This window comes from Variovorax sp. P1_H12_2, from assembly GCF_056405335.1.
Genome location: NZ_JBFUCI010000069.1, coordinates 1 through 19,860, shown reverse-complemented (window position 1 = coordinate 19,860; position 19,860 = coordinate 1). Strand labels below are relative to the sequence as shown.

Here is a 19,860-nt window from a genome sequence, read left to right as displayed (position 1 = left end):
GAACACCAACTTTCTGCGATTCATCATGGTCTTGTCTCCGATGAGTTGTGGATGCATGAACGTCCTTTCGTTGCAGGCCAAGGCACCCGCTCCATCGTCACCCGGCTGCATGAAACGCGATGACGAAAAAGGACCGATGCCGCCCGCCGTTCTCGTGACGRCTGTAGCGCTCGGGGGCCAGTACAACACCGGCGCGCGTCCTGGACAAATTCAAAGATTTGTCGTCTTCTATAGAATTTATGAATACATCCGGAGCCAATCGAAATGCGTCTGACACAGCTGCGCTCGTTCTATGCGGTGGCGAATGCCGGGAGCTTCACCAAGGCGGCCGCGCACCTGCACGTGAGCCAACCGACCATCACGACACAGGTGCGCTTCCTCGAAGAAAGCTACCGCGTCGAACTGTTCCACCGCAGCGGAAAGCGTGTGCAGCTCACCGAGTTCGGCGGGAAGCTGATGCAGTTGGCGCAGCAGATCTTCACGCTCGAGGCCGATGCGGTGAGCTTGCTGAAGGACTCCGGTGAACTGCGATCGGGCGAGCTGCACGTGGCGGCCGTCGGCCCCTACCACGTGACGAAAATGCTGGCGAACTTCAACCTTCGCTACCCCGACATCAAGGTCAGCGTGAGCACCGGCAACTCGCGTGACGTGCTCGATCGCTTGCTTGACTACCGCGCCGATGTCGGCGTGCTGGCGCAGTTGGTCCAGGACGACCGCTTCCTGTCGGTCCCCTTCAGCAAGCAGCCGGTGGCGATCTTCACGTCAAGCGACCATCGTTTTGCAGGCCGCCGCACCATCAAGCTGCGCGAGCTGCAAGGCGAACGGATGGTCGTGCGCGAGCAAGGCTCGACGACGCGCAAGGCGCTGGAACTGGCACTGCAGTCGGCCGACGTGCAGCCGAACGTCGTCATGGAGATTGCGAGCCGCGAAGTCATTCGCGAAGCCGTCCTGCAGGGCGTCGGCGTCGCCGCGGTGTCTACCGTCGAATACGTGCCCGGACCGGGATTGCATCTGGTCGAGATCAGCGACGCGAAGATCTTCACGTACGCGCACCTGCTGTGCCTCAGGGAGCGCCGCGGGGCGCGCATGGTGAGTGCGTTCTTCGACACGATCAAGCCAGCTGCGAAACCGAGTCGAGCGACCCCTTCTTGACCGTGCACGCCCCCCGGGCCCGCTTCAGACGGGTTGCCGCACCTGGGGCGTGCGGCAGTTCTTCGCAATCAGGGCTGCACCCACAAAGCACAGGGATGCGAGCATTGCGAAAGCAGCTCTTGCACCCTGAGTGAATGCGGCGACATCGAAGCCCGAGAGGCCCGAACCGCCATTTCCAAGAATCATGCGCTGCGCACTGTAGGGCAGATTGGCCATCGCCACGCTCAAGGTGAGCGCCGTTCCCGCCATGATCCCGGTGTTCTGCAGCGTCGAGCGGACGCCGTTCGCAATCCCCCGGCGCTGCGGCACCACGCTCTGGAGAATCGACGCGTTGTTCGGAGTCACGAAGCTCCCGATGCCCAGGCCCAGCAGCCACAGGCAGACGGCCAGTTGCCCGGCCCCGATGGCCGGTTGCAGCACGGCCGCCAACAGCGCCAGCGCGCCTCCGGCGAGCAGCATGCCTCCCACACAGATGGCGTCGGGCGTGAAGCGCCGCATCAGGCTGCCGGCCGTCGGAGCGGCCATCAACATCCCGAGCGCGACCGGCGCGATGCGCAGGCCCGCCTCCGAGGGTGCCAGGCGCGCGCAGGCCTGGAGATACAGGGCCACGAGCAGCAGCGGTGCGGCCTGCGACATCGACAGCAGCAGGATGCCTGCGTAGGCGATGCGACGCCTCGGATCCCTGAACAGCGCAGGGTCGACCAACGGGCTCGCCACGCGCTGTTGCACGCCGACGAACACCAGGATGGCGCAAACACCAGCGAGCATGAAGGCCCACACGGGCGTGCTGGTCCAGCCGCGCGTCCCCGCCATCGTGAGCGCATAGGTCACGCCTCCGATCCCGGCCAGCGACAGCACGGCGCCGGCCAGGTCGAAGCGTTCGGCCTTGGCCGCCGCGCGCTTCGGCAGCACCTGCCACGACCCAGCCAGCACACAAAGCCCGATCGGGACGTTCAGCATGAACAGCACGCGCCAGCCCCACCACGACACGACGAAGCCGCCGGCCAGCGGCCCCGCGACCTGGGCCAGGGCGGCCACCATGGCGAGCACGCCGAGCGCGAGGCCCACCCTTTGGCGGCCGAACGCATCGCCGACCAATGCGCTGGTGTTGGCCATGACGCCGGCCGCACCCACGGCCTGGCAGACGCGAAAAACCAGCATCGCCCCGACGCTTGTCGCGACCGCACAGGCCGCACATGCGATCACGAAGAGGCCCAATCCCGCGAGGAAGAGTTGTCGCCGCCCCCACAGATCGGCCAGCCTTCCGAAGCTCAGGATGCAGACGGTGCTGACCAGCATGTAGGACAGCAGGATCCAGCTCGCCTGCGATGGTGAAGCCTGCAGGCTGCGCGCAACGGCGGGCAGCGCCACGTTGAGCGCGCTGAGGTTCAGGAAGCACAGCGCCGCACCCAGGCTGGCGACAACGAGCACCGCCCATCCGGCCTTGTCTTCGTCTTCCGTCACCGCTTCAATCTTCGCTCTTGAAGCCCGAAGCCTTGACGATGGGGCGCCAATACTCGCGGTCTTCGTTCATGATGCGCGCCACTGCGGCACCAGGCAGCCCGGTCGCTTCGAGCCCCGCGCGCTCGAGCTGGCCGTGCACTTGCGCGCTGCGCATCGCGGCCAGGAAGGCTGTCTCCAGCTTCGCGACAACGTCCTTTGGTGTGCCCGCGGGCACGAAGGCGGCATAGGACGCATTGGCGCGGTCGAAGGCGTCGTAGCCGGCCTCCTTGAGGGTCGGAACATCGGGCAGCCAACTCAGCCGCTTCGTCCCTGCGACGCCCAGGATGCGCAGCTTGCCGGAGCGGTGCAATTCCAGCTGACTGGCCAGAGCGTCGGTGCCGATCGGCACGTGGTCGCCGATGATGTCCGTCGCCAGCGGCGCGCCGCCTCGGTAAGTGACCGCCGTGAGCGGCACGCCGATGGCCTTCGACAGTTGCAGCACGCTGAAGTGCAGGCCGCCGCCGAGGTTGGTCATGCCCACGCTGCCTTGCGCGGGGTTCTTCCTGATCCACGCGACGTATTCGGGAATCGTCTTGTACGGCTGGTCCGCGCCGGCGGAGACGACACTGGGCACGTTGGCCAGGTGCGCAACGGGAATGAAGTCCTTGTCGACGTCGTAGTTCAGCCGCGCATAGGTCATCGGAAACAGCACGAAGGGCGGCGTCGCGCCGATGAGGATGGTGCGGCCGTCGGGCCGCGCAGCTTTCACGGCCTCGATGGCAATGCGCGTGGACGCACCGGGTCGGTTCTCCACCAGAACGGGCTCCTTGAGCGAGCTGCGCAATTCTTCGGCCATCGAACGCGCCAGGTTGTCGAGCGCGCCGCCCGGCGGAAACCCGATGATGAGGCGGATGGGCGCGTTGTCGGCGTGCGCGGCGGCGCCGGCCAGGGCGATCGACGCGCCAAGCACGAGTGTCTTCAGGAACGAGGTCATGGTGGCTGCCTGCGAGTTGAAAAATAGGAAGAGAAATAGCGACGAACTCAGAAGGCCACGACGGGCAACGGGTTCGCCGGCCGGTGCGCGGCTTCGAATGAAGCGGCGGCCTGCAGCAGCTGCGCGTCTTCGCGGAAGCGGCCGACGAGTTGCATGCCGATGGGCAAGCCGTCGCGGTCCGCGCCGCAGGGCAGGCTGATGGCGGGGTGGCCGGTGAGGTTGAACGGCATGGTCCAGGGGAACCAGTTCGCACGCACCTCGGCATATTCCTTGCCGTCGATCTCGATGTTGCCGAACAGGTCCTGGTCGATGGGCAGGGCCGTGCGCGACAGGGTGGGCGTGAAGATGAAGTCGTGCGTCTCCAGCTGCGCCTGGATGTCGCGAAACAAGACGGTCCGCGCGAACATGGCCTGCTGGAACGCAACGCCGTCCACATGCTCGGCCAGTGCCAGCTGCTGCAGCAGCGACGGGCTCAGCTGGTCGCCGTGCGCCGCCGCCAAGGGGGCGAAGCGGCCGCGCCAACTGGTGTGGTTGATCACGCGCCACACGGGCTCGACGTCGAAGCCTTCGCCGGACATCGGCTGCAGCTCGGCACCCATCGACGCCAGGGTGGCGAGAGCGGCCTCGAAGGCGGATGCAACGTCCGCGGCGATCGGCCGCCCCGCCGGCGCGGCGCAGAAGAGGATGCGCTTGCCGCGGAGGTCGCCGCCGGCTTGCAGGTCGTCGAAGTAGCGCTGGGCCGGCACACCCAGCGACCAGGGGTCCGACCCATGCGCGCCGGTCATGGCCTGCAGCATCAGTGCCGTGTCGGCCACGTTGCGCGTGGTGGGCGTCACGTAGGTGTAGTTGCCGAACGCGTCCTGCACCTGGCTGTGGGGCACCACGCCCAGGCTCTGCTTCAGGCCGACCACGCCGTTGCAGGCGGCGGGAATGCGCGTCGAGCCGCCGCCGTCGGTCGCAATCGCGAGCGGCGCAATGCCCGCCGCCATCGACGATGCCGCGCCGCCGCTGGAGCCGCCGCTCGTGCGCGACGCGCTCCACGCGTTGCGGGTGCTCCCGAACAGCGGCGCATCGGTCATGCACTTGGCGCCGAATTCGGACGAGGTGGTCTTGCCGATGAGGATGGCGCCGGCCGCGCGCATGCGCGCCACGGCCACCGCGTCCTTCGTGGGCACGTGGTCGCGGTGCAGCAGGGAGCCGTAGGTGGTCCGCACGTTGGCGGTGTCGACGATGTCCTTCACCGTGAAGGGCAGGCCATGCAGCAGGCCCGCGGCCTCGCCGCGCATGAGCGCCTGTTCGGCTTCCCTGGCCTGCTGCAGGGCCTGCTCATGGCACAGCGTGATGAAGCAGTTCAGGTGCGGCTGCAGCGCATCGGCGCGGCGCAGCACCTCTTCCACGATCTCCACCGGCGAGAGCTCGCGCTGCGCGACCAGCCTGCGCATCGTCGTTGCGGGCATCGCGCAGATCTCGGACTGGGGAAGGACTGGAAGATTTTTCATGCGCAGATGATTGAGGCGCCGCAACATGGCGTCCAATACTGTTTTCTTGAAAAGGCATATGCACAGCGTATGACTGCACCAGACCTGCGCATGCTTCGCTATTTCGTGGCCGTCGCCGAGGAACGCAGCGTCGGCAAGGCGGYTCGCCGGCTCAACATGGCACAGCCGCCGCTGTCGGTTCACATCAAGAACCTGGAGGCGGCGGTGGGCACGCCGCTGTTTCGCAGGGCGGCGCACGGCATGGAGATCACCGATGCGGGCAATGCACTGTTTCGGCGCGCGAAAGAGGCGTTGCTTCTGGCCAACGAGGGCTTCGACGCGGCGCGCGCCGTCGGCTCGGGCAGCCGGGGCCGGCTCACGGTCGGCACGATGATCGCGCTGTCCTACCTGATGTTGCCGCGGCTGGAGAACGAGCTGCGGCTCCGCTTGCCGGAGGTGGAGATCCAGTATGTGGAGCTGAACGCCGTCAACAACGTCTCGGCCCTCACCGACTCGGACGTGTCGGTGGCGCTCTGCATTCCTCCCATCGCGCAGGCGGGCATTGCGGTGGAGCGCATCGGCAGCCAGCCGTTGATGCTCGCGGTGCGCACCGATTCACCGCTGGCGCGACTGGTCAGCATTCCGTTGGCGCGTCTCTCGGGCCTCGCGCTCATCGGGCTGCCCGTGCCCGAGGGTGATGTCGACAAATCGGTCGTCGCGTCGCTGCTGCGGCGGCACGATGTCAGCATGCCGATCGCGCAGCGGGTCGAGACGATGGTCTCGGCATTGGCGCTGGTCCTGGCAGGCAAGGGCGTGGCGATCCTGCCCGCCTGCGCCCAGATCGGCCGGCCGCCCGGCGTGGTGTTCAGGCCCTTGCGCAACGTCGATGCAAGGATGGACATCGCGGTCTGCTGGCGCAGCGATTGGGACAGTCCGCTGATCGAGCCGTTCCTGGCCTGTGCGCGCGCGTCCTTGCGAAAGCCGACCTAAGGTTGTTCACGCGGGAACAGGCCTTCACACACAGGCACCTTGTGCTTTACCGAGGCGGGCGCCCCTGGAACAGCGCCACTCCCGGGACGTCGAGTCGCGCACACAAGATGCTTCCATGGCTCGAGTCGGTGACGAACAAGGTGGACCGATCCGCACCGCCGAAGGCAACGTTGGTAATAGAAGCGCCCGCGGGACCGCGCAGCACGGCCACGGGTTCCGCGCGTGCATTCAGAACCCAGACATAGCCCAGGCCGGGGTTGGCCACGATCACGCGCCCTTGTGCATCGACGGCCAAGCCATCCGGCCCGCTGGGGCCGTAGGACGTAAAGAACTGGCTGACCTTGGCCACGCTGCCGTCGGCCAGGAGCGGTACGCGCCAGACGCAATTGCCTCGCGTCACCGCCAGGTACAGCACCTTGCCGTCGGGCGAGAGTGCAACGCCGTTGGGACTTGGCACATTCGACAGCAGCAGGTCGAGCTGCCCGTCGGGGCGCAGCCGGTACAGGCGGCCCGTGGGATCGTGCAGGCCGGTCTGTCCCTGGTCTGTGAAGTAGATGCYCCCCTTCGCATCGATGACGAGATCGTTGACCCCCTTGAAGCGTTCGGTGTTGCGGCGCTGCAGGTGCGGCGTGACCGCACCGGTCGTCACGTCAATGCGCATGAGCCCATTCTTGTAGTCCGCGACCAGCAGCGTGCGCGCATCGAGGAACTTCATGCCGTTGGGCTCGCCGTCGTATTCGGCCACTTGCGACCACTGGCCCGCTGGATCGATGCGAAAGACGCGCCCGAACGGGATGTCGGTCACGTAGAGATTGCCCTCGTCGTCGAACGCCGGACCCTCCAGGAACGAATCGGTGGGCTGGCCCCCGCGGTTCGCATCGGCCCAATCGGAGGTCTCGCGCCGGCGGAGCGCGTCCGGCATACGCGTGAAGAGCTCCAGATCCCGAACCAGCGGCGGCTGAAGAAGGAACAAGGCGGCCTCCGGGGGTCTATTGCTTGTCGAACGACGCGTTGGCTGCGATCTTGCCCCACAACGCGTTGCTGTCGGTCAGCATCTTTGCGAAGGCGCCGGAATCCGCCATGCGTGGCTCGGCGCCCAGCCCTTGCGCGAAGGCCTTCATGTCCGGCGTGGCCATCGCCTTCGCGATCTCCTGCTGAAGGCGCGCGAGAACCGGCGCCGGCGTGCCCTTGGGCGCCCAAAGACCGGTCCAGTTCACGACGCTGAAATCTCTCACGCCAGCCTCGGCAAAGGTGGGCACGGTCGCAAGCGCGACAAGCCGCTTGTCGCCGCTCACTRCCAGCAGCCGCAGCTTGCCGCCCTTGACGTTGCCCATGACGCCAGGCGTCGAGGAGAACTGCATGTCGATGGTGTTCGACAACACGGCCTGCGTGGCCTCGCCCGCGCCCTTGAATGGCACGTGCATCAGCTTCGTGCCGCTGGCCACTCCGAACGCCTCTGCAGTGAAGTGCGGCGTGGTGCCGGCGCCACCCGTGCCGTAGGTCAGCTTGCCGGGCGACGCTTTCGCCGCGGAGAGAAACTCGGGCAAGGTCTTGTACGGCGATCCGTCGTTGACCACCATGGCCATTGGCGCGAATACGTACGCGCTGATCGGCACCAGATCCTTGTCGTAGTCGAAGGGCAACTTCTTGAAGATGAATGGCAACAGCGAGTAGGTCGTGTCGTTGGCCATCAGCGTGTATCCGTCGGCCTCGGCACGCGCCACGGCGCTGGCGCCGATGGTGCCGGTGCCGCCCGGTTTGTTGTCGATGATGACGCTCTGGCCCATCTGTTCGGTGAGCTTCTGCGCCATCTTGCGCGTGACGACGTCCACCGCGCCGCCCGGCGGGTAGGGAACGATGATCCTGATCGGCTTGTTCGGGTACGCTGCCTGTGCATGTGCGCCGAGGGGCACGGCTGCAGAAAGCGCTGCAATGGCTCCGAACGAGAGCGCCCAGATCTGGCTGGAATGAGAGGTCTTCTTGGTCATCAGGTGTCTCCTGTCGTTTCAGTGCGGCGGACTCAGGCTGCAGTCGCTTGCCTGTCGAGGACGCCGAGCGCATTGCGAGCCGCGGCGACGCCCATGTTCACGTAGGCATCGCTGGTGACTCCGCCGATGTGTGGGCTCAGCACGAAGCCTCTCTCGCCGTGGAAGGGGTGGCCAGCGGTCATCGGCTCAACGGCGAAGCTGTCGAGCCCTGCACCGAATACCTGGCCGGAGTGCACCGCGGCCAAAAGCGCTTCCTCGTCGATCAGTCCGCCTCGGGCCGTGTTGACGACGATCACGCCGTGTTTGCACTTCGCAAGCGAGTGAGCATTCACCAGGTGGCGGTTGTCTACCGTCAAGGGGCAGTGCAGGGAAATTGCATCGGACTCGCGCCAGATCGTCTCCAGGTCAACGGCGCAAACGCAAGGGGGCAGGTTTTTTTTGGCGTAGGGGTCAAAACCGATGACGCGCATGTCCAGGGCATCGGCCATCCGAGCGAAGCGCAGGCCGATAGCGCCCAGGCCGATCAGGCCCACCGTTCGGCCGGCCAACTCGATGCTCTTGTGCGTTGCCTTGTCCCAATGGCCGGCCTGCATGCGGGCATCGAGCGAGACCACGGATTTGGCGCAGGCGAGAAGGAGCGCCATGGCCTGTTCAGCAACGGCCGCAGCATTGGCGCCGACAGCGGCGACGACTTCGATTCCTCGCGCTTTGGCCGCTGCGCTATCGATGGTGTCTGTGCCGCTGCCGTGCTTGGAGATGACACGCAGCGCAGGCGCCGCGTCCATGGCCGCCGCGCCCACTTTGCTGTAGCGCACGATGATGGCAACCGGGTTGTGCTTGGCGCTCAGGGCCACGATTCCTTCTTCGGTTGGCGTCTTCCCGGCAAAGACCACTTCATGGTCCTTCAGCAGGGCCAATGCTTGCGGCGCGAGATCTGCGCCGGTGACGAGGATGGCGCTCACAGCGTCTCCCCTTCTTTCAGGACTCCAGCGGTGAGTAGGGCGGCATTCAGCCATTTGGCGGCCGTGTCGCCCGTCTTGATGGCCGCGATGCGCGCGGCCTCGTCCTTGACCTTCTTTGCCGCCAGCGGCAGCAGCGCCTCGATCTTCTCGCGCTCGACCACCACCACGCCGTCGCCGTCGCCGATCACGAAGTCCCCGGGGTGCACCGTGACGCCGCCGATCGACACGGGGTGGCCGATGCGCCCGCCGATACTCTTGGTCGGACCATTCGGGTTGGTTCCGACGGAGAACACCGGATAGTCCATCTCGTCGATCTCGATGCTGTCGCGGCACGCACCGTCCATCACCACACCGGCGATACCCCGTTGTTTGCACGCGGTCATCATGATGGTGCCCATCAAGGCGGAGGTCTGGTCGCCCTTGCCATCGATCACCAGAACATCGCCTGGCTTGGCCATCGCGATGGCGGCATGGATCATCAGGTTGTCGCCGRGGCGCACCTCGACCGTGAGCGCCGTTCCCGCGAGTTTCATACGCGGCCTGAGCGCCTTGATGCGGCCGTCAAGCGCGCCGCGTCGGCCGGCCACATCAGCCAGGATTGCCGGCTGCAGCTCGGAGGCCTGCGCCACGATAGGGGCAGGGACGCGTTCGAAGTCGCGAATGATGTCAGGAAGATTGGACATGAGCTTCTTTCGTGGGTGTTGACGTGGGGCGGGAGGGGCCTGTCGGTGCGATACGGGCGTGGCTCCGCCGAGCCTGGGAACGGTGCGGGCCCGTCCCTGCCTTCAGCGTTTCAGCGCGCGTGTGCGTGAGGGTTGGTCAGTCGACCTTGGCGCCGGATTCCTTGACGATCGGTGCCCAGCGCACGATGTCGTCATGGATCAGCTTCGCGAACTCGGCCGGGGTGCCACCGAGCGCATCTGTGCCTTGGCTGGAGAGCTTCTTCTTGACTTCAGGGTCTTGCAGTGCCTTGTTGAACGCACCGTTGAGCTTGTCCACCACATCCTTCGGCAAGCCAGCCGGCCCCGCGATGCCGAACCAGGTGACGGCCTCGAAGCCCTTGAAGCCGGACTCCGCGATCGTGGGTACGGCCGGAAGGTCGGCGGTTCGCTTGGCAGAGGTCACGGCGATCGCGCGCATCTTCCCGTTCTTGATGTACCCAATCAGGGTGGGTACCGAGGACATGTACATCTGGAGCTGGCCACCGATCAGATCGGTTGATCCTTGCGCAGCGCCCTTGTACGGAATGTGCGTGAACCTGACACCGGCGGTCTTCTGGAACAGCTCGGTGGCGAGATGTGCCACCGTGCCGCTTCCGGAGCTGGCGTAGTTCAGCGTTTCGGGTTTGGCCTTGGCTGCGGCCACGACGTCGGCGAGCGATTTGTAGGGCGAAACGGCAGACACGACGAGGACGAGCGGCGCGCTGGCGACGCTCACGATCGGCGTCAGGTCTTTCTCGGGGTTGTAGGGCAGCTTGGGATACAGCGTGGGGTTGATCGCCAGGTTGCTCGTCTGGCCCAGGACCAGTGTGTAGCCGTCCGCGGGCGATTTCGCCGCAGCGTCCACGCCGAGGTTGCCGCCGGAGCCCGGCTTGTTGTCGATGATGATCGACCAGCCGTTGGCGACGGATACCTTGTTGGCGACTTCACGCGCAATCAGGTCTGTGCCGCCGCCGGCGGGAAACGGAACGATGAGCTTGATGGGCCGCGAGGGATAGGCGGCCTGGGCCGAAGCCGGCGCGCTGGCCAGGAGCATCCCCCCGGCGGCGAGAGCAGTGGCCGCGAAGCCAATGAATCGGCGCGGGGCCGCTGCGGGGGAAGCGCGATATTGCATGAACTTGTCTCCGGTTGAACCGACCCTGCGCGATTGCGGGCGATGTGTTCAGTGGAGGCAAGTATTCGTCTCTCGGCTCATTCAGTCCAATCGATACTTTTTGGAGATCGATAGATTTGACTTTGGGTATCAGACCGCTGACACGTCGGCGTGCTTGGCGAGCAGGTCGATCAAGCGTTGAGCTGCGGGGGAGATATAGCCAGTGTCCCGGTAGGTCACGACCATGCGGCGGCGCATGGTCGTGGCGGGCAGCTTCACTTCCCGCAGGGCAGCGCCCGATCGACCGGCCTGCAGGTGCAAACGCGAGATGAAGCTCAGCAGACCGGTCTCGCCAATCAGGCTAGGGAGCATCAGCAGCATGGTGCTTTCGACCTGCACCACCGGCCGTGAGATGCGATGGCGATCGAACGTCTGGTCGAGCCAGTCTCGCGTCGGTGCTCCGGGCGGCTGGAGCACCCAGCGGTAGCCCGTCAGATCTTTCAAACTGAGTTTGGGTTTGTCGAAGATCGCGTGCGCTTCGGCGGCGGCGACCACGATCACGTCTTCGGCCAGGTACTGCGAGGCGAACCCGGGTTCCGCGGGAACTTCAGTGCCGACCATCAAATCGATGTCGCCTGCACGTAGCAACGGCTTCAACGCGTCCACCAGCGCGACGCTGGTCCGCAGGGTCACATCGGGCGCTTCGCGCATCAGGTCTCGTGCGGCGGGCGGGAGCAGAAACTGGGCCGCGGTCGGCACGATGCCGATCTTGATGTTGCCGCTCAAGCCATGTCCGATATCCCCAATCTCACGGCGGGCGCTTTCCACGTCAAAACGTGTGCGCTGAGCCCATTTGAGCAAAACTTTTCCGGCGGTGGTCAGTCGGATCCCGCGGCCGGTCCTCTCGAAGAGGGGCGCGCCGCATGCCTCCTCAAGGCGACGCACGCAACTCGTCAACGCAGGTTGCGTGCGATGCAGCCGTTCGGCCGCGCGCCCCATGTGCTCGAGCTCGGCAATGACTTCAAAGTACTGGAGATCGCGCAGATCCAGGATGTAGCTCCTTGGGTTGAGAGAGACCGCGTGGAAGACTGTAAGGCAGATGGGACACACCCTGGTCAACGGAAGGCTACGTCTGCAATCCAGCCGCCCCCCGGGCCGGGGAGATTCTCCCCTCCTCCGCTCGACCTTCTCGCCGGGCCCCGTTGCACAAAGATCGGTTCCTCCCTGCAAGGGCTCAGGGCCGGAGTTCATGGTTCAGTGAGAAAAGTTCAGAGTTAGGTGAGAACCGACAACTGTGCCGCATGACACACACACCACCTGTCATGCGACGGCAAAACCTGACCTCGTCGACAAGCACCGATGCGGACTTACCTGCGTTTGGTGACGCATGGAAGGTACGGATGCGACACCATTACCGTGTCACGCACCGATTTGCGTCACGATTTCCTGTTTCGCTTCGAACAACCAATTGCGCGGGCGCCGCGGTCACCGAAGAAGACACACACCACACACCACCCCCTCCCCCCTTCCCCGGCTCAGCCGTTGCCCTCGTCCATTCTTATCGCCGACGGGAGTGGCTACCGCATTCGTGATCGCTGCGTGACGGTGGCAATGCAGGACGCGGACCTGCCAACAATGCACTCACGTTGCCCTTGCGTTGCGCGTAGCCGCTAGAGGACCCGAGCAGCCTTCAACGCGGCCAGTTGCGCGGCATCCAAGCCCAGTGCGCCGAAGATCTGGGCGTTGTGCTGCCCCGTGTCGGGGCCAACCGAGGGAACCGGCGCCGTCCTCCCACCGAAGCGTGGCACCGCCACCGGCGCCGGGATGGCGCCGAGCACCGGATCCATCAGCTCGATGGTCGCGCCGCGCGACTTGAAGTGAGGGTCGGTCTGAGCGTCGGCGATCGAGTAGACCTTGCTGAACGGAACCTCCTGCCGGTCCAGGAGCACACTCAGCTCGTCGAAGGTCAGGCTGCGGCACCAGGCCGCCACGATGCCGTCGAGTTCCACCAGGTTCTCGGTACGCCGCACGTTTGTCGAGAAGGCCGGGTCGGCCGCCAGGGCGTCACGGCCCATCGCCCGGCACAGCCGCGCGAAGATGGGGTCGGACGAGCCGACCAGTGTGATCCATGCGCCATCGGCCGACTGGTAGACGTTGGACGGCGCGGTGTAGCCCGCACATGAACCGGTCCGTTCGCGGGCTGCACCGCTGAACTTGTATTCGGCAGCCAGCGGGTCCAGCAAGCGCATCATGGCTTCGGTCGCCGACAGGTCGATCTCCACGCCCTTTTGCTGCTCCCGCGGCATAGCGTTGCGCTCGACCAGCGCGGTGGCGATGGAGAACGCGCCGAACAAGCCTGCGATGGCATCGCCCAGCGGATAGTTCATGTGTTGCGGCGGCCCCCCGGGCTCGCCGGTCAGGTGAGCGAAGCCGCTCATGGCTTCGAAGATCCGCGCGAAGCCGGGTCGGCGCGCGTAGGGGCCGGTCTGTCCAAAGCCGGTGATCCGCAGGACGATCAGTCGCGGGTTGGCCGCGTGCAGAGTCGGCAAGTCAAGCCCCCACTGGGCCAACGTTCCGGTGCGGAAGTTCTCCACCAGGACGTCGAATCCCTCGATCAACCGCAGGAACAGCGCCTTTCCTTCTGGCTTGCGCACATCCAGCGAGATGCCCTGCTTGCCACGGTTGGCGGTCTTCCAGAAAAGCGCATGTTCCCCATGCACGGGTGCCAGCCCGCGCAACGCGTCGTTGCCCTGGGGCAGTTCGAGCTTGACCACCTCGGCACCCATGTCGCCGCACAGCGTCGCCGAAAACGGCGCGGCCAGCACCGTGGCCATGTCCAGGATCCGGACGCCGCGCAGGGGATAGGCGTTGTCGTCCATCAGTTGGTCTTCAGGTCGATGGTCTTGAGCACCGGGTCCCAGGCTCGGCGGTCGGAGCGAATGCGCTCCTCGAAGGCGGCGCGGCTGGGGTCGAGCGGCGTGGCGCCGAGCTTGGCCAGCCGTTCCTTCATGGCGGGTGTGGCCATTACCTTCGTCAGGGCCTGATTCAGCGTGTCGACCACGGCCTTGGGCGTCCCCTTCGGCGCGACCAGACCCATCCACAGCCCGGTGTCCAGACCCGGTAGGCCCAGCTCGGCAAAGGTCGGCACCTCGGGCACGGCGGGCGAGCGTGTCTTGCCGGTCTGGGCCAGGATGCGGATCTGGCCGCCCTGCAAGTAGGGCAGCGTTCCGCCGAGGTTGTTGCACATCACCGGGATATGTCCGGCCATCAAGTCATTCACGGCGGGCGCGTTGCCTTTGTAGGGGACGTGCTGCAGCTTGATTTTCGACTGGTGGTTCACCATCTCGCACACCAAGTGTGAAGGCGTCCCCACGCCGGCGGAGCCGAACGCCATCGAGCCAGGCTTGGCCTTGTCTGCGGCAATCAGCTCAGCCAGCGACTGGTACGGCGTCTTGGCGTTGACGGCGATCACGTTCGCTAGGTCCGCCACCAGGCCCACCTGGACGAAATCGTCCACCGGGTTCCACTTGAGGTCCTTGTGGACGTAAGGCAGGAACACGTTGGTCAGGCCCGCCATCAGGATGGTGTAGCCGTCGGGCTGCGCCTTGGCGACGTACTCCGAGCCGATCAGGCTGCCGGCGCCGGCCTTGTTCTCCACGACTATCTGCTGGCCCAGCGCGGCGCCCAGGTCGACGGCCAGCGCGCGCGCCACCAAGTCGGTGCTGCCTGCCGCCGGGAACGGCACGATCAGCTTGATCGGCTGGCTGGGATAGGCGGCCAGGGCAAGGCTGCTGCCCAGGCCCAGCGCGATGGCCGCAGCGGCGCGGCGAAAGAATGCACTCGTTCTCATGGTGTTGTCTCCAGGGTCTTGGCAGATAAGGAAGCAGAAGAAGTCTTGAGGAATCGGCGGCCAAGGGTGGCGCGGTGGAGCTCGGAGGCACCGTCGTAGATGCGAAACGGCCGCAGCTCACGCAGGATCAGCGACACCGGCGAGTCTTCAGACATGCCAAGCGCACCCATCAGTTGCGCGGCACGGTCGGCCACGCGGTTCAGAGCCTCGGAGACGAAGACCTTGGTCATCGCGGTTTCGGTCTTGACCGAAACCCCGGCGTCCATCCGCATCGCGCAATCAAGCGTCATCAGCCGACTGGCATGCAGGTCGATATGGCAATCGGCCACCATGGCCTGCACCTGCTGCAACTCAGCCAGGCGCTGGCCGAACGAGGAGCGCTCGTTGACGTAGGCCTGCGCCAGCTCGAGCGCGCGGCCCGCGCGGCCCAGCAGGCGCATGCAATGCGACAGCCGCGCAGGCTCCAGGCGCTGCTGTGCGTAGTCGAATCCCTTGCCCACTTCGCCCAACACCGCGTCGCTGCGCACCTTGCAGTCTTGCAGCAGGATTTCGCCGTGACCACCGATGGCGAAGGGCTCGATCGCGCGGATCGCGCGCACCAGCTTGAAACCGGGATTGTTGGCGTCGACGATGAACTGGGTCGGGCCTTCGGAAGTCTGCGCCAGCACGATGGCAAATTGCGCGCCGATGGCGCCGGTGATGAACCACTTGCGGCCTTCGATCACCCAGCCTYCGCCAGAGCGCACGGCCGCGGTCTGCAGCATCGACGGGTCGGAGCCGGCGCCCGGATGCGGCTCGGTCATGGCGAAGCAGGAGCGGATCCGGCCGTCGGCCAGCGGCCTGAGGTACTGCTGTTGCTGCGCCTCGCTGCCGTTGCGCAGCAGGCTGATCATGTTGGGCTGGTCGGGCGCCGCGCAGTTCATCGCGCCCGGCGCAAGGTAACTGCGACCGGCTTCCTCCAGCACAGTGGCGCGCTCCGTCCAAGTCAGGCCCAGCCCACCGTGTTCGACCGGCAATTGGGGCAGGTAGAGGCCCTTTTCACGGGCTATCGGGCGCAGCTCAGCCAGCACGCGGTCTAGCGCCGACGGATCGTGCAAGTGGGACACATCCTCGCGGGGCAAGGCTTCGGCCTCGACGAAGCGGTTCACCCGCCGGCGCAAGTCATCCAGCCGCGAAAGGGTCCGCATCAGGCCTTCCCCTTCGCATGCTCGCGCAGCACCAGCTTGGCGATGTTGAGCTGGTGGATCTGGCTGGTACCTTCGTACAGGCGGAACAGGCGCACGTCGCGGAAGTAGCGCTCGATCGGGCTGAAATCGGCGACGTAGCCGGAGCCACCGAACATCTGCACGCAGCGGTCGGCCACGCGGCCGCACATCTCGGAGGCGAAGTACTTGCACATCGAGGCCGCGAGGGCCACGTCCTCGCCGCGGTCGCGCGCGCGTGCCGTCTCGGTGATCATGGACTTCGCCGCAAAGATCTCCGTGCAGCTGTCCGACACCATGGCTTGCATCAACTGGAAGTTTCCCACCGGCTGGCCGAACTGCTCGCGCTGCTGCGTATGGTCGATGGCCAGCTCCAGCATGCGGATCGCCGGGCCGGTGCACAGGGCCGACAAGTGGAGGCGCTGCTTGTTGAGCACCTTCATGATGGTCTGAAAGCCCGCGCCCTCGCGCAAGCCGATGATGTGAGAGGCCGGCACCCGGCAGTCTTCCAGGACCACGTCGGACACGGGCGAGCCGGCCTGCCCCATCTTGCGATAGGGTGTGCCAGTCGTGAGGCCGGGTGCGCCGCGCTCGACGATGAAGGCCGTCAATCCCGCGCTGCCGCGCGTGCCCTCTTCGGTGCGGGCCAGCACCGTGAACACGTCAGCAATGGGCGCGTTGGTGATGAAGCGCTTGAGGCCGTTCAGCACGTAGTGGTCCCCATTCCTGCGCGCGGTGGTCTGCACGTTGGTAGCTTCCGAGCCGGCCTCCGGCTCGGTCAGCGCCAGGCAACCGGTGAGTTCGCCAGTGGCCATGCGGGGCAGCCAGCGTTGCTTCTGCTCCTCGGTGCCGTCGGCCACCAGCGCTTCAGATCCGATGCCGGTGTTGGTTCCGACGCGGGCTCGCAGCGCCACCGAGGCTTGCGACAGCTCGAACGCACACAGCACCAGTTCCTCCGTGGTCAGGCCGAGGCCGCCATAGGCCTCGGGAATGCTCCATCCGAAGTAGCCCTTGCGGCGCAGTTCCCGCACCAAGGGCTCGGGCACCTCGCCGAGGCGCTCGACCTCGTCTTCCATCGGGTGCCAGCGGTCGCGCACGAAGCCGCGGATGTCGGCCAGGAGCGCGTCGAGTTGCTTAGGGTTGCGAATCATGGACCGGACTCTAGTGGGCGGCGTACGATTGAGCGCACCACAGTTCCATATATTGGAACTACGATGCACAGAGCCTGCGCGTCACCACCAGAATCGAACCATGCGATCTCCAAGCCCCGTACACCAGATCAAGGACCAGGGGGACCTGCGCAAGGTGCGCGACGCCGATCCGGATTTCGCCGGCACCCTCGCCAAAGGTTTGTTGATCCTGCAGAGTTTCGTGGCGGATCCGCGCGCGCACGCCAACAGCGAGTTTGCGCAGCGGCTGGGCCTCCCCCGGTCCACCGTGTCGCGCCTGTGCCGCACGCTGCAGGCGCTGGGCTTCCTCGACCACGACGATCGCCTGGACCGCTACTTCATCGGACCGGCGGCCGTGACCTTGGCCTACCCGTACGTGATCAACACGCCGCTGCTCAGCCAGCTGAGGCCCGCGATGCAGGCCCTGGCCGCGCGCGTCAAGGGCGCAGTCTCGGTCGGCGTCGCCATGGACCTCGATGTGGTCTACGTCGAATCGGCAGCACACGAGCGAGGTACGCTCAAGCGCCCGGGCGTCGGCGCGGTGCGCGGCATCGTCGAAACAGCCATGGGTCGCGCCTGGCTGGCCCAACTCGAGCCGGCGGAACGCGCGAGTTTTCTGGCGCGCGCCAAGCAACAGCGACCGGACGACTACGTCCGCACCTCGGAGGGCATGCGCGAAAGCGTCGCGAGCTACAGCAAGCGCGGGTTCGCCATCAACCTGGGCGACGCCGGTCTGGGCGTGCACGCGGTCGGTGTCGCCTCCCGCATTCGCTATGGCTCGCGCCGCCTGCTTTTCAACTGCGCCGTGCCAGGCTATCAGGCGCGGCCAAACGACCTGCTCAAGACCATCGGTCCCAGTCTGGTGGAATTGGTGAACATGGCGGACCGACAGGTGGGCTTGCGCTGAAGGCTGGCCGGACGATCACTGATCGAGATCGCGTCAACGATTCTTCCGTGGGCTTCTGTCCTCTGCGTGTAGTGGCGCGAACGGCGCATGCCTCGCGTACGCCTGAGATGCTGCTGAAGTTCCTTCTTCAAGGCCCCACGGGCTTGAATGAACAGGCTGCGGTAGATGGTCTCGTGTGACACGTAGCAGTTCTCGTCGCACGGGTAAGTATGCTTGAGCCATCCGGCAATCTGCTCCGGCGACCACTGCAGCTGGAGCTTGTCCGTCCGACGCGCGCAAAGGCCCGGTTCTCAGCCAGCTTGCAGCGCTTGGGGCGATGGGCCCGGTCCCAAGCTGCCTGGTCGGCTTGAGCCGCACGATAGCAGTCTTGACCACCATGCCTGCAGGGCCGCCGCCTGCGCAGAGTGCTTCTCGGCACGCGAGGGCTTGTGGGCCTTGCCAGCCTTGCGCCGCGGCACCTGCGCAAAATGCTCGCGTGATGCTGTTCCGGAGATCTGGAAGCCCGTGCTCTGAATCGATGCTTCATGAGATGCGATCTCCTTCTACACCCAGGCCCTCGGCGCGATCCACGTCCGAACACTAGTTCAGGTCCTTGTCCTTCCAGACCTTCGAGCCTCCGAGGGACACCCCCGCCTGTAGGCCGGCCTTGGTCAGCACGTAAGCGGTGCCGCCCGAGAAGGCGACAGCACCCGCCTTGATATTGGCCTCGTCCTTGCCGGTGCCAGCGCCCGCGGCAGCGCCGGCCGAGGCATCCCAGCCGTTGTCGATGAAGTCGGCCAGCGACTTGGCATCCTTGAACACGAAAAGATAGCGCGTGTCGGAGGCCCCGATCTGCAGGCCAGCGCTCGCCTGAGCGATGTCCATGTACGTGTCCTTTTTGGACTTGCTGTCGTGCGCTATGCCCTTCCCGCCCGCTCCGCCAAGGCCGAAGCTCAAACCGTAGGTCGTGAACACGGCGTAACCGGGCGCCTTGCTTACCGCGTTCTTGATCTCGGCATCGGCCTTGTAGAAGTCCTCGAGCGCCTGCTTGACCTTTGCCCTGACCTCGGCCTGCTTGGCGGACTTGTCCTGCGCGTAGGCACCGCGGGCCAACAACGATGCCAGCGATGCACCGATGACGAGTAGCTTGCGACGTTTCATTTCGTTCTCCTTTCACGTGTCGTGCACATCCGCCTCATAGGCACGAGGGAGTCCGCCTCGGAGGCACTCTCCCTGCGAGCGACCCGTCCGAATGCTCCCACAGATCTGGTCACCTCGGCTATTGGACCAAGGGAAGTCCACGCCCRGCGAGGCTGGCGGTGCCCATGCCTTCCTTCCAGACAGCGAGGTCCCTAGATGTCGACAAAGTCCGAATCGCCATTGAGGCGTTTCGCGTGCCAGTCGTCAATAAAAGCGCGCGATCGGTCGGACAGGGAAGCGATCGCGCTGGCGCCGTCCTCGTGCTTCCCACTCAGGGCGATCCGGCATTTGTGGCCGTCCTTCCAATGAAGATCCGCGTGCCCAGAGATGATTCCATCGAGCATCGAACCGTCCAACTCCACCACCACATTCCAGCCGTCGTACTCGAAACGATGAGTTGCAGAGTTAGTCATCACAAGACCTCCAAGTCGCTTCCCCCCACTCCCTCGAAATCCACGTATTCGAGCAGCAGCGGCGCCACAGCCCGCAGGAACGCAAGTTCGCACGGCTTGACCTCGCGGCGTTCGACGTCGAAGTGGCACAAAATCCCGGCGACCGGCCCTGCCAGCGGGCCCACGGCCACACCGCAGTACGACGCGATCGGCCCGCCGAGTGAAGGCAGGCGGCGGTCCGTGCTGCAATCCGCACTGACAAATTCGCCGTTCGCAACCGTCAGGCAGCACAGGGTCTCCAGGAGGAAAGCGCTTCGCAAATACGCCCGGTCCTCCCTGAAG

The 19,860-nt window shown here is 65.6% G+C and carries 19 protein-coding genes and 1 pseudogene; 3 read left to right on the top strand and 17 right to left on the bottom strand.

Annotation, left to right across the window (positions count from 1 at the left end):
- The first annotated feature begins 264 nt into the window (after window positions 1–264).
- On the top strand, window positions 265–1,152 hold the full coding sequence (locus AC1D2K_RS09880) for a LysR substrate-binding domain-containing protein (protein WP_478088392.1): 888 nt from the start codon (window positions 265–267) through the stop codon (window positions 1,150–1,152).
- Window positions 1,153–1,176: 24 nt separating this feature from the next.
- Here the strand turns inward: AC1D2K_RS09880 and AC1D2K_RS09875 are convergent, their stop codons facing one another.
- Genes AC1D2K_RS09875 through AC1D2K_RS09865 form a run of 3 tightly spaced genes read right to left on the bottom strand, consistent with a single transcriptional unit; the run spans window position 1,177 to window position 5,115 of the window.
- Window positions 1,177–2,616 (bottom strand): MFS transporter, encoded by a 1,440-nt coding sequence (locus tag AC1D2K_RS09875; protein WP_478088390.1) that lies wholly within the window; start codon window positions 2,614–2,616, stop codon window positions 1,177–1,179.
- A gap of 4 nt (window positions 2,617–2,620) precedes the next feature.
- Window positions 2,621–3,589: a tripartite tricarboxylate transporter substrate-binding protein gene (locus AC1D2K_RS09870; protein ID WP_478088388.1), complete on the bottom strand. Its 969-nt coding sequence runs from the start codon at window positions 3,587–3,589 to the stop codon at window positions 2,621–2,623.
- Window positions 3,590–3,636: 47 nt separating this feature from the next.
- Window positions 3,637–5,115, bottom strand: coding sequence for an amidase (locus AC1D2K_RS09865; protein ID WP_478088394.1), 1,479 nt, complete (start codon window positions 5,113–5,115; stop codon window positions 3,637–3,639).
- Between AC1D2K_RS09865 and AC1D2K_RS09860 the strand changes: the two genes are divergently transcribed.
- Window positions 5,095–6,057: a LysR family transcriptional regulator gene (locus tag AC1D2K_RS09860; protein WP_478088386.1), complete on the top strand. Its 963-nt coding sequence runs from the start codon at window positions 5,095–5,097 to the stop codon at window positions 6,055–6,057. The two genes, AC1D2K_RS09865 and AC1D2K_RS09860, sit on opposite strands and share 21 nt — an antisense overlap.
- Window positions 6,058–6,103: 46 nt before the next feature.
- On the opposite strand, the gene AC1D2K_RS09855 is transcribed toward AC1D2K_RS09860, so the two are convergent.
- The 10 genes from AC1D2K_RS09855 to AC1D2K_RS09810 all read right to left on the bottom strand — a co-directional run bounded on the left by AC1D2K_RS09855 (window position 6,104) and on the right by AC1D2K_RS09810 (window position 17,022).
- The gene (locus AC1D2K_RS09855; RefSeq protein ID WP_478088384.1) at window positions 6,104–7,030 is read right to left on the bottom strand and encodes an SMP-30/gluconolactonase/LRE family protein; all 927 of its coding nucleotides are present in this window, start codon (window positions 7,028–7,030) and stop codon (window positions 6,104–6,106) included.
- Window positions 7,031–7,046: 16 nt separating this feature from the next.
- Complete coding sequence (locus AC1D2K_RS09850; RefSeq protein ID WP_478088382.1) at window positions 7,047–8,045, bottom strand: Bug family tripartite tricarboxylate transporter substrate binding protein; 999 nt, start codon at window positions 8,043–8,045, stop codon at window positions 7,047–7,049.
- Between the two features lie 32 nt (window positions 8,046–8,077).
- Window positions 8,078–9,007, bottom strand: a complete 930-nt coding sequence (locus tag AC1D2K_RS09845; protein ID WP_478088380.1) for an NAD(P)-dependent oxidoreductase — start codon at window positions 9,005–9,007, stop codon at window positions 8,078–8,080.
- Entirely contained in the window at window positions 9,004–9,690 is a 687-nt protein-coding gene (locus tag AC1D2K_RS09840) for an RraA family protein (RefSeq protein WP_478088378.1), read from the bottom strand. Before AC1D2K_RS09840 ends, AC1D2K_RS09845 begins: the two co-directional genes overlap by 4 nt.
- A 136-nt stretch (window positions 9,691–9,826) precedes the next feature.
- The gene (locus AC1D2K_RS09835; RefSeq protein WP_478088376.1) at window positions 9,827–10,840 is read right to left on the bottom strand and encodes a tripartite tricarboxylate transporter substrate binding protein; all 1,014 of its coding nucleotides are present in this window, start codon (window positions 10,838–10,840) and stop codon (window positions 9,827–9,829) included.
- Between the two features lie 129 nt (window positions 10,841–10,969).
- On the bottom strand, window positions 10,970–12,070 hold the full coding sequence (locus tag AC1D2K_RS09830; protein WP_478088375.1) for a LysR family transcriptional regulator: 1,101 nt from the start codon (window positions 12,068–12,070) through the stop codon (window positions 10,970–10,972).
- Window positions 12,071–12,489: 419 nt separating this feature from the next.
- Entirely contained in the window at window positions 12,490–13,698 is a 1,209-nt protein-coding gene (locus AC1D2K_RS09825; protein ID WP_478088373.1) for a CaiB/BaiF CoA transferase family protein, read from the bottom strand.
- A complete protein-coding gene (locus tag AC1D2K_RS09820) occupies window positions 13,698–14,669 on the bottom strand; it encodes a Bug family tripartite tricarboxylate transporter substrate binding protein (protein ID WP_478088372.1) in 972 nt (323 codons plus the stop codon). The genes AC1D2K_RS09825 and AC1D2K_RS09820 overlap by 1 nt, the downstream gene beginning before the upstream one ends.
- Complete coding sequence (locus tag AC1D2K_RS09815) at window positions 14,666–15,856, bottom strand: acyl-CoA dehydrogenase family protein (RefSeq protein WP_478088370.1); 1,191 nt, start codon at window positions 15,854–15,856, stop codon at window positions 14,666–14,668. Before AC1D2K_RS09815 ends, AC1D2K_RS09820 begins: the two co-directional genes overlap by 4 nt.
- The gene (locus tag AC1D2K_RS09810) at window positions 15,856–17,022 is read right to left on the bottom strand and encodes an acyl-CoA dehydrogenase family protein (protein WP_478088369.1); all 1,167 of its coding nucleotides are present in this window, start codon (window positions 17,020–17,022) and stop codon (window positions 15,856–15,858) included. The genes AC1D2K_RS09815 and AC1D2K_RS09810 overlap by 1 nt, the downstream gene beginning before the upstream one ends.
- 100 nt (window positions 17,023–17,122) lie before the next feature.
- Here AC1D2K_RS09810 and AC1D2K_RS09805 point away from each other — a divergent pair, with 100 nt between their 5' ends.
- Window positions 17,123–17,947 carry an IclR family transcriptional regulator gene (locus AC1D2K_RS09805; RefSeq protein WP_478088368.1) on the top strand — a complete coding sequence of 275 codons (825 nt, stop codon included), beginning with the start codon at window positions 17,123–17,125 and terminating at the stop codon, window positions 17,945–17,947.
- On the opposite strand, the pseudogene AC1D2K_RS09800 reads toward AC1D2K_RS09805, so the two are convergent.
- From AC1D2K_RS09800 to AC1D2K_RS09785, 4 genes and pseudogenes are all read right to left on the bottom strand, one after another.
- Window positions 17,944–18,329 (bottom strand): annotated as a pseudogene (locus AC1D2K_RS09800) (transposase); the annotation flags it as partial. The gene AC1D2K_RS09805 and the pseudogene AC1D2K_RS09800 overlap by 4 nt on opposite strands.
- Before the next feature lie 197 nt (window positions 18,330–18,526).
- Window positions 18,527–19,087, bottom strand: a complete 561-nt coding sequence (locus tag AC1D2K_RS09795; protein ID WP_478088366.1) for a lipid-binding SYLF domain-containing protein — start codon at window positions 19,085–19,087, stop codon at window positions 18,527–18,529.
- Between the two features lie 191 nt (window positions 19,088–19,278).
- Entirely contained in the window at window positions 19,279–19,539 is a 261-nt protein-coding gene (locus AC1D2K_RS09790) for a hypothetical protein (RefSeq protein WP_478088365.1), read from the bottom strand.
- On the bottom strand, window positions 19,539–19,860 hold a 322-nt coding region (locus AC1D2K_RS09785; protein WP_478088364.1), incomplete at its 5' end, for a hypothetical protein. The genes AC1D2K_RS09785 and AC1D2K_RS09790, both read right to left, overlap by 1 nt.